Raw genomic sequence first — 12,169 nt, 5'->3', positions numbered from 1 at the left:
TTCAGAAGAGCGATCGGGGGAGTTGAATGCAGGACAAGGAGGAACCCATCCTGTCGATCGAATCCAGGCTACGACGACTGGAGGACGAAGCGGAAATCCGCAATCTCATCGCCATCCATCCTTTATTCGCAGACACTGGGTCTTCCCGGTTCATCCGACGCTTATGGGCCGAGAATGCGGTATTCAAGCGGAGCGACGGCCAGGGCACCATGACGTTGGAGGATATGGAAAAAACCTCCGTCGGCGCAGCGCATCAAACGGCGCTGGAGGGCGGCCTCGCGCATTTTTGCGGCAACCCGTTCATCCGGCTTGAAGGCGAACGGGCGACCGCGATCAGCTATCTCCAGTTGCTAACCCCCGACCCGCGCGGGGAACTTACCGAAGTATCGGGCCACGGCGCCTCACGCGGCTTTTTCACCATGAAGGTGGTCGCAAATCACTGGAGCCTTGTCCGCACAGCGCAGGGATGGCGGGTCGAGGATCGGATAGCGCGAACCTTGAACGGCGATCCGGAGGCGCGGGCACTCCTCGAAAGCGGCGCCGATTAAACCGGGAATTGGAGACGACATGGACGATCTGCCACGCATAGCGCAGGGAAAATATTGGCATGAACTGCCCGTCGGCACCGCCCTGCGCACCCATCGACGAACGATCACTGAGGCTGATCTGGTCAACTTCATCAATGCCAGCGGCATGCTCGAGCAGATTTTCGTGGATGCCGAACATGGTGGAGCAATGGGCGGGCGACCAGTCCCCGCGGCGCTGACCTATTGCTTCATTGAAGGGATGCAGATGCAGACGCTGGTGCAGGGCACCGGCATGGCGCTGCTGGAGGTGAACACGAAAGTTCTGGCTCCCGTGCGTGTTGGCGATTCGATATGGGCAACGATCACGGTCACGCACGTCAGGCCGACGTCCAAAGGCAATCGCGGCATCATCACCTTTCAGGTGATTGTCTATAACCAGGCGTCCGATCCGGTCCTGTCCTACGAGGTCAAGCGGATGATGGCAGGCCCACCGCAAGACGATAGCTCCGACCGATAAAAAAATTATATTCTCGTAACGAAACAGCTTGATCTCCAACGTCAACTTATCCACGATGTAGACAAGTTGACGTTGGAGAGGGGCAGAGTGGCGCAAACGCCAAAATCCGGCGCGACAGCATCCGCCCGTCGTTTGCCGCGGGTGAAGCCGGGGCCGCAGCAAGGCAGGCGTGCCCGGCAAACCGCCGCTGCGGGCCCCGCCCTAGACCGCGACCGCCTCATCGACGCGCTCAAACGTCTGGCACGTGCAGAAGGCGTGGAGGCGCTGAACATGCGCCGCGTGGCGGAAATGCTGGGTGTCTCGGCGCGATTGCTCTACCAGCATATCCGCTCGAAGCGGGACATGATCGACCTGCTTACCGACGAGATTATTGGCCTTTGCGATCTCGATCTGGTTCATGGCGACTGGCAGCAACGCATTCGTGACGTCCATGTCGCAATGCGCGCTGCCTATCTCGATTTCCCTGGCGTGGCGGCGATCATCATGACGCGAACGCTGCATGCCGATACCCGCCCCCATGCGGGAGCGATACGCGACGGCATGTTCGCCATCTTTCGCGAAGCCGGCCTCGACGCCGAGGCGAGTCAGATCGCCCTGGTCCAGTTCGCGATCCTGACACTGGGGGGACTCGTTGCCCATGAAAACACGGATAACGACATCGATTTGATGGTGCCGGCCGACCAGATCGGTCGCGCCGCCGCATTGGGAATCGAAATGCTGATTGCCGACATCGCCCAGCGTGTCGCCACCTGAACGCGGACGGACCGACGCGTCCACCCGACCGACAATATCGCAATATGGAGAGCATGAATGGCAAGCTTTGACGTGGTGATTGCGGGCGGTGGCCATAATTCGCTGATCGTGGGATGTTATCTTGCCAAGGCAGGCCAGAAGGTCTGCATCGTCGAGAAGAACCCTAAGACAGGCGGAAGCGTCGCCACCGAGGAACGCATTCCCGGCTTCCTGCAGGACACCTGCTCGGTTGCCCATTCACTGATCCTCGGCAACCCCCTGATGCGCAACGACGAACTGCAGCTCTTGTCGAAATATGGCCTTCATTACGAAATGCCGGACAAGCTGACGGCGATCTATTTCGATGACGGAACATCGCTCGAATTTTTCGATGACATCGACGAGACCTGTGCCTCGGTCGCCAAATTCTCCGAAAAGGACGCGCGGGCCTACCGGACCTTCGTCGAGGAGGTGTACAAGACACTCGACATGATGGTCATGGGCATGTTCAGCGTGCCCCCCGCCCCCGGCGTGCAGGCGATGATGATGGACCAGTCACCCGAAGGGCGCGAGATGATGCGCCTGCAACAGATCAGCTCGTGGGATTTGATCTGCGAATGGTTCGATCATCCCAAGGTACGCATCGCCCTCGCACGCTATGCTTCCGAAGCGATGATGGACCCGTTCGACAATGGCACCGGCTTCGGCTTTTACCTGATCCTGCCCTATATGCACAAATATGGCATGGGTATTCCGCGCGGCGGATCGGGCGAACTTGCGCGTGCGCTGACCGACTGCTTCAAGGATCATGGCGGCACCGTGAAGCTCGACAGCGAAGTCGTGCGGATCAAGATCGAGGACGGCGAGGCGAAGGGGCTGATTCTTGCATCCGGCGAGGAAGTCCTCGCGTCGAAGGCGGTCGTGACAGGCCTGCACGTGACCCAGGTTTTTCCCAAGATGGTGGACGGTTTCGATCTTCCCGCCGATTTCGTCCACCGCCTCAGCCGGATCAAATATGCCACGCTCAAGCCCTTCGTGGTTCAGCTTGCCCTCAAGGAGCCAGTGAAGTTCAAGGTAGGCGAGGCGATTTCCGATTTCTACTGGGTCGACAAGTCCCATTCCGACATAGAGGAATTCGCCGCGAAGCTGAAGGAACTGCAGAACGGCCGTATAGTCCGCGACTTCGCCGCCTGGTGCCAGATGTACAAGGCCGATCCAACCCGCGTCCCCGAAGGACAGGGCATGATGCATATCTACGCCTTCGCCCCGCTCGACCTCAAGGATGGGGGACGCGAAAAATGGGATGAGATTGGCGAAGAGGTCGCGCTCGGCTTCGTCGACGACCTGCGTCAGCAGTGCACGAACCTGACCGACGACAACATCATCGGCATGCATTTCCGCACCCCGCTCGACATCATGCGCTACAATAACGCGCTCGTGGAAGCTGACATCCAGCATATCGGCTTCTATGCTTGGCAGCTTGCCGGCAACCGCCCCGCTCCCGGCTGGGCAAGCTACCGCTCACCGGTGCCCAAGCTCTATATGACAGCCGGCAGCACCCATCCGGGCGGCGGCGTAACCGGTGGCCCAGGCCGCAACGCCACCCAGATCATCATGGAAGATCTGGGGCTGGATTTCGATTCGGTGACGGGCTGACTCGGATGAAATTGTTCAGCCAGGACGGGATCGAGATGATGGACGTAAAGTCGATCGATCAGGATGGCGACCGCATCGTAATCAAGGGCAAGATGATGGGAACAATGGCGACCAAAATCTATGTAAAGCCGGAGGATATGTGGGCAGCCTTCACCCTCTTCCCCTGGTCGCTCAAACTTCGGCTGCCATTGCTCCTGCTCAAGGGCTATCGCGCAAAACGGGCGAAGGCGATCGCACCAAAATGAGCGGGATAGACTGCAACGGGAGGATGACATGAAAGCGATCGTCTATGACGATTATCGCGGCATCGCAGGCATGGAGATGCGCGAAATGCCGGTGCCGCACCCAGGGCCGGGCATGGCTCTGGTCAAGGTGCGCGCGGCCGGAGTGAATCCGGTGGACATCGCCGTTGCAGACGGCGCGCTGCAGCACATGATCCCCCTCGACTTCCCGGTGGTCGCAGGCAGCGAACTGTCCGGTACGATCGCTGCTTTGGGCGAAGGCGTGACGGGCTGGCAGGTCGGGGACGACGTCCACGCCCTGCTTGGTGTGGCAGGCGCATTTGCCGATCATGCAATCGTCCCCGCCTCAAACCTGGTCAGCAAGCCGCCCGCCATGAGTTTTACCCAGGCTGCCGCCCTGCCAGTCGCCGCTGCCACGGCAATCGCGGCACTGGACGCGGGCAATGTCGGCGAAGGTACGCGGGTGTTGATCCATGCCGCCGCCGGTGGCGTCGGTACGGTACTGGTCCAGATGGCCAAGGCGCGCGGCGCTGACGTCACGGCCATGGCTTCCCCGGCCAACCTCGCCTTTGTCGCCGCCCTGGGTGCGGACGTGGTCATCGATCGCACCACCACGGCATCGCGAGGAGTGCGAGACATGGATGTGGTGATTGACGCCTATGGTCCGGCTGCGCAGGACATATCCTGGACCATGCTGGCGCCTGGCGGCGCACTGCTCAGCCTCGTTACCGATCCCTCTCCCCAGCAGGCCGAGCGCCATGGTGTCCGAGCGCAGCGCATTTTCGGCAATCGTGATCCCGAAACGCTGCGCCAGGCGGATGCCCTGTTTCGAAGCGGCCAGCTCATGCCGCAGATTGAGAGACGCTTTCCCCTTGAACAGGCCATGGATGCGCTGCGCCTGATCGAAAGTGGCAAGTCGCGCGGCAAGGTCATTCTCGACATTGCGAAAGCGGACGCGACATGACCCCCACGCCGCGCGCCATCGCCGACCATCTTGTTAGCGCCCTGCGCGCCGGCGGTCCGGTCTACGCAGACGCGCTCACCGAATATTGGGGTGACGGCGCCGTCGATCTCGTTCATGAGCCGGCCCTGCCGATGGACGCCCCGATGACCGTCGCCACGATGCGGCAGGAACGCGCTACGATCGACCGCGCCTTCTATTTGCTGATGCCTGATTTTCACTATGAAGCGATCGAGGCGAAGGTGATCGGCGCCGTCGTCTTTCTTTTCTGCGACCAATGCGGGACGCTCGCGAACGGCACCACGATCCGTTCGCCACTTTGCACTCGGCTGACCATCGAACAGGGACGGATCGTCAAGGTCGTGCTTGGCATCGACCTCGACGCCAATGCGCCGCTGACCGCCGCGTTCGAAGCGATGGCGAAGAGCGCGTGACCCGGCGGCTTACGATTTCCGTCGGTAGATTGCTCATGGCGCCGCCACACTCAGGCCTGACCGCGGGATCCAGCGGAAGGGAGGAGAAGCACAGACGCCGCAAGATTTTTGAGTTGACGGCAAGCCTTGCTATGGGGAGCCGATGCACCACAATACCGTTGTTAATCTCGCGCGCGCCAGCAGGGCCTTCAAACCGCCCGCCAAAGGTTCAGCTCCCGCCGATCTGATCGTGGCGGCGGAGCGGCTGTTTGCCGAACGCGGTATCGAAGGCGTGTCATTGCGGACGATCTGCGTCGAATCCAAGCAAGGCAACACTCGTGCGCTCCAATATCATTTCGGGGACAGGCAGGGCATCGTCGCCGCCATCATGCTCACGAGGATGGCACGGCTCGAACAGCGCCGCTCCGAACTGCTCGATGCTACGATCGAGCGCGGCACGCCTGACATCGCCACCTTGCTCGGCGTACTACTTCGCCCGATCAGCGAATTTGCCGGCGCAGACGGACGCAACCTGTTCGCGCGCTTCCTGCTGCACATCACGACGCACAGCCATGCCTGGGGCTGGGGTCCGTCGCAGCATATAGACTTCCCGGAAGTGGAACCCACCGCGACCGAGCGGGCCTATGATCTGCTGCGGCAGCGCATTGACCCGCAAATTGCGTGGCGGGTGGACAATCGCATGTCGCATATCCTGCGCATGTTCCTCGGTGCACTGATTGATCGGGAGAATACCGTGCTGGACGGTGGAGAGGAGGTCGCGTTGGAAGAGGTTGTGCAGGACCAGATTTTGATGGCGGCCGCCGCGCTTTGCGCGGTTCCAGCCGCTTGACAGCGAGCGCCGCAGCGCACATTAACTCAACTGCATTAGAATGAACGGAGAGAGTATCGATGGGCGCACAAATTTCCGATGGGGCCCTCGACCAGTTATTTCGTACCGCGCGCAGCTATAATGGTTATCTGGACAAGCCCGTAAGCGAGACGCAACTGCGCGCGATCTGGGATCTACTGAAATTCGGCCCGACATCCGCAAACCTTCAACCGCTAAGGATTGTGTGGTGCACCAGCGAGGCAGCCAAGCAGAAACTTGCAGAAATGGCGACCGCGACGAACGTGGACAAGATCCGGCAGGCACCAGTAACGGCGGTCCTGGGTATGGACATGCAGTTCTACGAAAAATGGGAGCTGCTCATGCCATACCGCGATGTGAGCGGATGGTTTCGCGGCAATGAGCAGCTCATCACCGACACCGCGATGCGCAACAGTTCAATGCAGGGCGCCTATTTCCTGCTCGCCGCGCGCGCGATTGGGCTGGATACCGGCCCGATGTCGGGGTTCGACCACGCGGCCGTCGACGCCGCCTTCTTTGCGGGCACACCGATCCGCTCCAACTTCATCTCCACCCTGGGCTATGGCGATCCGGCTTCGCTGTTCGATCGGCTTCCACGGCCAGAGTTCGACCTGTTCACGTCCACCGTTTGACGGCCGGGCTTCTACTTCATAACGCTTTCAGCAAGGCTGCGCGGATATGGGCAGCACAAGCATCCGTGCATAGATGACGCGCTGGCGCAGGCTGGTACGCGACTATGAGAAGCGCCTCGACGTGTCGGAGGCAATAATCCATCTTGCCATGGCAAGTAACCTGCTCCGGCGGCTCACTCCTTGAACGGACACCTGATGCGCAAGCCAGAAATCATCACCACCGACAACGGCTTCGCAATCGTCACGACCAAGGGAACCGACGCCGTTTCCCTCGACGAGGTGAGTGCGATCGTCGCCTACAAGATCGACGGACTGACCACCGACCTGGTCTGCTGTGACATCGTGACCGGTTCGGGCGACGGCCAGCAGATACGAACCGTCCATGAGGAAATTTCCGGTTTTGAAACGGTCATGGCTCGCTTCGAGGCTCTGCCCGGCTTCAATAAGCAATGGCGCGAAGCGGTCATCTTTCCGCCCTTCGCCACCAACCGCAACACCATCTACAATCGGTCCGCGAACGCCACCTGAAGCATTCTCAAACGGACTCTAAGCTACATCGTACACTTGGACGGCAAGCACGGCACCTTCGAAATCGCTGGCGTTTAGAAGGCGGTGATCGATGCCAACAATACCCGGCGTGAGGAGATCCTCCTCAAGTCCGAGCAGCTTGCTACAGTTTCGCCAAAAGGGCACGGCCGCGTCACTGTGAACACCCGCGACCCAAAGCTGAACGTCGAGGCGTGGAATATGGGTCAGACCTCAAAAAAATGATGCCGGTCTTCTCGCAAAGGCCGGACCAACGATGGGGGGCAGGCTCAGGCGAGAACCAGTTTTTTTCCCCAACGCCTCGCAGCCTCGATCTCGACTGCGGGCGCAATGGCGGCGGGCCGGGGGCGGATCAAGACGATTGGCGACCAACTCCTCGCCGTCGGCGCCGTACCTGACAGTGTTTTCAAGGGCCGGCTGACCTGCTCGGCCCTGTGACCAGTCTAGCGGCCTTTCACGATTTCAATGGGCAGGCATGGCGGGCAGGCAGGCGGTCGCGGGAATTTGGGAGAGCATGCCCCCTCTCCGCCGCGAGGGCACTTCAGACGCTGCCCGGCGTTGATCCGGCACCACAAGGAGGCGTTGCCATGAAACCCCAGTATCCCATCATATTCGCCGTTCTGGCCCTCGTCGCCTGTGATGGCCCGAAAGAAAAGGCTGGAAAGGAACAGGACAAAGCCGCTGCAAGCGCTGCCGGCCAGGAGTATACCGGTTCAGGGCCGGCCGAGCGGGCCGGCGAAGTTCAGGACAAGGCGGACGCTGCCGCACGCGATGCGAAGAAAGCTTCCGCAGACGCCATCGAGGCGCAAGCAAAGAACATCAAAAAGCAGGCTGATGTCGCTGCGGAAAAACTCGAATCTGACGCAGATGCAGTCCGCGATGCGGCCGAAAAGCGCGCCGACGCCCTCGAGCGCGAAGCCGCGAAGGTGCGGGCGCAATAGCCGCCATCGTGGGACCGCTCTGGGCACAGCGTTACCCCCCACCGCCGCGCAGCAGTGAACAGGTAGCGAGAAGTCCTCGGTGCGGGCGGGAACTGCGTAAAACCGGACCAGTTACGGGCTTGCAGGGCGGACAATTCAGTCGGCCCTGGATCAAGGAGTTTCAGATGATCCGGAAAGTCGTAACGGCGCTCGTCGCTGGCGGGATCATGTTTTCAGTGTCGGCGTGCAATACCGTCAAGGGTGCTGGCCGTGATGTGACCTCGGTAGGCCAGGCTGGCGAAGACGCAATCAAGTAACGCCGGCATTGAGCCGTCCGCCCTGTGAGGCGGACGGCGCCTCAAAGGCATCGGCGCACGGCCAATTCGCGGGTGGCTGGCAGCGCCTACAATTCCGTTCGGACCAACCGATGGCGCCCGCATCGCAGACGGCTTTTCATTAACACAACACTGCTACCTTGGAGGCGATGGATACCCTGTTACGGTCAGTCTTCCACTGCATGGTGCACGAGCATGACCCGCGGCTCGTGGTCATCGCGGGGCTGGTGTGTCTCATCGGCATTTTCGCATCGCTTGCGACGGCGCAGCACGCCGCTCGCGAGGTCGGCGCATCCCGTACCAGGTGGGCTGCCGTAGCGGTGATTGCGAGCGGTTGCACGGCGTGGACGACGCATTTCATCATTCTGCTGGCATTCAGGCCGGGGCTGCCTTCGGCGTTCGACCCCCTTCTGACGGGCTTGTCGCTGATTTGCGCCATCACCGGCATTGCCGCGGGGATCTTCGTCGCCGTTGGCGGCCGGCGCAAAACTGACCACTTCATAGCCGGCGTAATCGTGGGAACGGGCGTCGCCGCGCTGCATTACGTGGGACAGTTTGCGTACCTCGTGCAGGGCAAAGTCGAATGGGACCCAAGATTGGTCGTTCTCTCCCTGGCGATCAGCCTGCCGCTGTTCGGATTGGGACTGTTGTCGGCTGCCGATCGGAACCGCCAGATCCGCATGCTCGCGCTGCCCATTCTCCTGCTGGCAATAACCCTGCTGCATTTCTGCGGCATGGCGGCGCTAAGGTTCAGTCACGACCCGTCCTACAGCTTTCCCGCCGGAGCGGTTTCGCCGGCCGGGATCACTCCGATCGTGTTCGCAGTGGCCGGCGCCCTCATCTCCCTGGCGGTTGCGGGATGGCGCTTCGAAGTCGAGGCCAGGAGGCGTCTCCGCCGCGATCGGAGCCGGCTGCGGGCGCTGGCCGATATGGCGCTGGAGGGCCTGATTATCTGCGAGGATGACGCCATCGTCACTGTGAACAGCACCATGGAGGCAATGACTGGCCACGACGCGGCGACCCTGACCGCGATGCAGGCAAGCGCCCTGCTGCCGGGTCTGGACATCGCAAACCTACCTGACCGAGAGGAGCGCGAAGCCCGTCTGTTGGCTGCGAATGGCCAACTGATCCCGGTGCGCGCGCTGCGACGGCAGGTCGAACTGGGCCAACGCGTCCAGGCGGTAATAGCGGTCAGAGACCAGCGCGAACGCCTGCGCACCGAGGCCGCCATGCGCGCGCTGGTGTTCAAGGACCCGCTGACCGGCATGGCCAATCGAACACGGTTCTTCGAGCTGCTGGCGATGCACACCAAATCGAAGCGGGAGACCGAGCAGTCGTTCGCCGTGCTGATGATCGACCTCGATCGGTTCAAGCTCATCAATGACACGTATGGGCATGCGGTGGGCGACGTGATCTTGTGCGAGGTCGCCCACCGCATGCGCGGCGCCTTGCGACGCGGGGACATCATCGCGCGCCTGGGCGGCGACGAGTTCGCCGTCCTGGCCCTTGCCGTTGAGAATTTCGCCGATGCGGAGGCGCTCGCGGCCCGGATCATCGATGCGGTCAGCGCTCAACCCTATCTCGACGCGGGTCGTCCGTTGTTCCTGGGTGCGAGCATCGGCCTGAAATGGACCCAGGACAACAGCGAAAAGCCGGACGACCTGCTGCGCCATGCGGACCTGGCCCTTTATGCCGCAAAGGAGGAAGGCCGGGGACGCACTCGGCGCTTTGACGCGCGCCTGGAAGAGCGGCTTCGGGAAAGCCATGCCATCGAGGAAGGCCTCCGCGTCGCGATTGCGAAGGGCCAGCTGGAGCTTCATTACCAGCCACTCGTCGATGCCCGGACAGGAAGGATCGTCTCGGCCGAAGCCCTCGTCCGCTGGCGTCATCCCGAGCGGGGACTGATCCCGCCTGCCGAGTTCATCAAGATCGCGGAAGAAACCGGCTTGATAGTTCCGCTGGGCGAATGGGTGCTGCACACCGCGTGCCGGGAAGCGGCGTCGTGGCCTGGGCAGGTCAAGGTCGCGGTCAACCTGTCTCCCGTGCAATTTCGCGAGCCGTCGCTCGTATCTGCCGTGATGTCTGCGATGGGGGCGGCAAAGCTGTCTCCGGAGCGCCTGGACCTAGAAATAACCGAAGGAGTCTTGCTGGGCGACGAGCAGCAGACGCTCGATACCCTGACCAAATTCAGCGCATGGGGCGTGCGGATTACGATGGACGATTTCGGGACCGGCTATTCCTCGCTCAGTTACCTGCGCAAATTTCCGTTCAGCACGGTCAAGATCGACCGTTCCTTCGTGCAGCAGCTGCCGCATGATGCCGAAAGTGTCGCGCTTGTCCGCGCGATCATCTCGATGACGTCCGCGCTGGGAATGGCAACGACCATCGAGGGCGTCGAAACAGCCGAGCAGTTCAGGTTTGCCGTGGCCGAAGGGTGCACGAGCATCCAGGGCTACTACATCGGACGTCCGACCGATGGTGCAGAATTCGGCCGGCTCGTGAAACGCGGCGCGATCATCGCTGCCTAGGGAAGTTTGGCGAGGAAAGGATCGGGTCGGGAGGTACGATGAAGCCGATCGTTTCTTCATACGTTGCCATCGCGAGGGGGGCGATGGAGATACGCTGACGCCAGGGCTCGTTACCGGCTCCGAGTAATCGCGCCACACTGTCAGCGATCGTCCGCTGAGCATCGCGCCGTGAAGCGATGACCCCACCGGCAGCGTCGCACGATCACGTCGCCGTAGCGCAATCTGCCCACGGACGTTTCCACGTGGGGATGATGACGCTGCCTGACGATGGACCCCGGAGACCGAATCAAGCCGCGAGGCTTAACGGCTCCGCGGAATTGGACAGGACTTGCGTGACCTCGTCCGTATGCACCTTGAACGATGCTAGCCGCACCGAGCCGAAAGCTGTGGTCAGCGCTGTGTCGGCAGCATCCCGTCCGCACGCCATGAGGATGCGGCCGATTCGGGGGACACGGTGACGGGCATCGAAGCTATGCCACTCGCCACTCAGATACACCTCGAACCAGGCGTGGAAATCCATCGGAACATCGACCGGATCGATCCCAATGTCACCGAGGTAACCGCTGCAGTAGCGCGCCGGAATGTTCATGCAGCGACATAGCGCGACCGCGAGATGCGCGAAGTCCCGGCACACGCCGACGCGCTCGTTGTAGGCTTCCCACGCGGTTCGCGTAGACCGGGCATATTGGTAGCCGTAGGTTAGATGATCATGGACGAAGTCGACGATGGCCTGGACACGTTGCCAGCCGGGTGCGACGTGCCCGAAATGCCACCAGGCGCTCTGGCACAGCAGGTCGGTCTCGCAATAACGGCTTCCGACGAGATAGAGGAGGACCTCGTGAGGCAGATCTTTCACATCATGTTGTATCGCATGGGGGCTCTGCGGGTCGGGAAGCCCGTTGTCTTCGATCGCAAAATCGCACGAGACCATGGTGAACCCCACTGGCAGCGTCATGCGAGTGCAGATGTTGTCGAAGGCATCGCGGTAATCGTGAGCCGGTATCGAACTACTCGTCTCAATGCGATGTGGCGTGATCAGGTCGGGGAATCGCGAAGGCCGAATGGACAGCATGGAAATCAACGGGGTGGGCGCACTGGTTTCTAGGACCAGTTCATAGCCGGCACGGATAAGCATATGTGACCTTCAACTTCGAGGCGTGATCTAGGAATGCAAAAGCCTCAAAGCGGTCGAGAGTTTCTCGTATGAAGTATTATCGGATAATAAATTGCTCTGTGTAATAGTTGTCGTTTCCATCCAAGTTGATCTCGTCGAGGCATGCGCTCGGCATTCA

General features: G+C 61.2%; 15 protein-coding genes and 1 pseudogene. 15 read left to right on the top strand and 1 reads right to left on the bottom strand.

Translation table 11 applies throughout. The features are described 5' to 3' along the window. Positions 1–26 precede the first annotated feature (26 nt). From ACFFDA_RS00080 to ACFFDA_RS00010, 15 genes and pseudogenes are all read left to right on the top strand, one after another. On the top strand, positions 27–548 hold the full coding sequence (locus ACFFDA_RS00080; protein ID WP_404477524.1) for a nuclear transport factor 2 family protein: 522 nt from the start codon (positions 27–29) through the stop codon (positions 546–548). A 19-nt stretch (positions 549–567) separates the two neighbouring features. Then, positions 568–1,044, top strand: a complete 477-nt coding sequence (locus tag ACFFDA_RS00075; protein ID WP_404477522.1) for a MaoC family dehydratase — start codon at positions 568–570, stop codon at positions 1,042–1,044. 87 nt (positions 1,045–1,131) lie between these two features. After that, positions 1,132–1,797, top strand: a complete 666-nt coding sequence (locus tag ACFFDA_RS00070) for a TetR family transcriptional regulator (protein WP_404477521.1) — start codon at positions 1,132–1,134, stop codon at positions 1,795–1,797. A 57-nt stretch (positions 1,798–1,854) separates the two neighbouring features. Next, positions 1,855–3,432, top strand: a complete 1,578-nt coding sequence (locus ACFFDA_RS00065) for a phytoene desaturase family protein (RefSeq protein WP_404477520.1) — start codon at positions 1,855–1,857, stop codon at positions 3,430–3,432. A 5-nt stretch (positions 3,433–3,437) separates the two neighbouring features. Continuing rightward, positions 3,438–3,677, top strand: coding sequence for a hypothetical protein (locus tag ACFFDA_RS00060; protein ID WP_404477518.1), 240 nt, complete (start codon positions 3,438–3,440; stop codon positions 3,675–3,677). A 28-nt stretch (positions 3,678–3,705) separates the two neighbouring features. Further along, positions 3,706–4,638: an NADP-dependent oxidoreductase gene (locus ACFFDA_RS00055; RefSeq protein WP_404477517.1), complete on the top strand. Its 933-nt coding sequence runs from the start codon at positions 3,706–3,708 to the stop codon at positions 4,636–4,638. Then, the gene (locus ACFFDA_RS00050; protein WP_404477515.1) at positions 4,635–5,069 is read left to right on the top strand and encodes a hypothetical protein; all 435 of its coding nucleotides are present in this window, start codon (positions 4,635–4,637) and stop codon (positions 5,067–5,069) included. Before ACFFDA_RS00055 ends, ACFFDA_RS00050 begins: the two co-directional genes overlap by 4 nt. A gap of 142 nt (positions 5,070–5,211) precedes the next feature. After that, positions 5,212–5,898: a TetR/AcrR family transcriptional regulator gene (locus ACFFDA_RS00045; RefSeq protein ID WP_404477514.1), complete on the top strand. Its 687-nt coding sequence runs from the start codon at positions 5,212–5,214 to the stop codon at positions 5,896–5,898. Positions 5,899–5,957: 59 nt separating this feature from the next. Beyond that, complete coding sequence (locus ACFFDA_RS00040) at positions 5,958–6,548, top strand: malonic semialdehyde reductase (protein ID WP_404477513.1); 591 nt, start codon at positions 5,958–5,960, stop codon at positions 6,546–6,548. Positions 6,549–6,621: 73 nt separating this feature from the next. Beyond that, positions 6,622–6,732: pseudogene (locus tag ACFFDA_RS00035) on the top strand (IS5/IS1182 family transposase); the annotation flags it as partial. An 11-nt stretch (positions 6,733–6,743) separates the two neighbouring features. Continuing rightward, positions 6,744–7,076, top strand: a complete 333-nt coding sequence (locus ACFFDA_RS00030; RefSeq protein WP_404477511.1) for a hypothetical protein — start codon at positions 6,744–6,746, stop codon at positions 7,074–7,076. An 84-nt stretch (positions 7,077–7,160) separates the two neighbouring features. Further along, a complete protein-coding gene (locus tag ACFFDA_RS00025; RefSeq protein ID WP_404477510.1) occupies positions 7,161–7,319 on the top strand; it encodes a hypothetical protein in 159 nt (52 codons plus the stop codon). Positions 7,320–7,681: 362 nt separating this feature from the next. Continuing rightward, the gene (locus ACFFDA_RS00020) at positions 7,682–8,035 is read left to right on the top strand and encodes a hypothetical protein (RefSeq protein ID WP_404477508.1); all 354 of its coding nucleotides are present in this window, start codon (positions 7,682–7,684) and stop codon (positions 8,033–8,035) included. A gap of 164 nt (positions 8,036–8,199) precedes the next feature. Next, complete coding sequence (locus ACFFDA_RS00015; RefSeq protein ID WP_404477506.1) at positions 8,200–8,331, top strand: Entericidin EcnA/B family protein; 132 nt, start codon at positions 8,200–8,202, stop codon at positions 8,329–8,331. A gap of 167 nt (positions 8,332–8,498) precedes the next feature. Continuing rightward, positions 8,499–10,877 (top strand): EAL domain-containing protein, encoded by a 2,379-nt coding sequence (locus tag ACFFDA_RS00010; RefSeq protein WP_404477505.1) that lies wholly within the window; start codon positions 8,499–8,501, stop codon positions 10,875–10,877. 286 nt (positions 10,878–11,163) lie between these two features. Here ACFFDA_RS00010 and ACFFDA_RS00005 read toward each other — a convergent pair whose 3' ends face one another. Then, positions 11,164–12,012: a transglutaminase family protein gene (locus ACFFDA_RS00005; protein ID WP_404477503.1), complete on the bottom strand. Its 849-nt coding sequence runs from the start codon at positions 12,010–12,012 to the stop codon at positions 11,164–11,166. Positions 12,013–12,169 lie beyond the last annotated feature (157 nt).

This window comes from Novosphingobium sp. BL-52-GroH (genome assembly GCF_044813085.1).
In the GTDB taxonomy this organism is placed as follows: domain Bacteria; phylum Pseudomonadota; class Alphaproteobacteria; order Sphingomonadales; family Sphingomonadaceae; genus Novosphingobium.
Note: the sequence above shows the minus strand (reverse complement) of the source record. Positions and strands in the feature narration are given on the sequence as shown.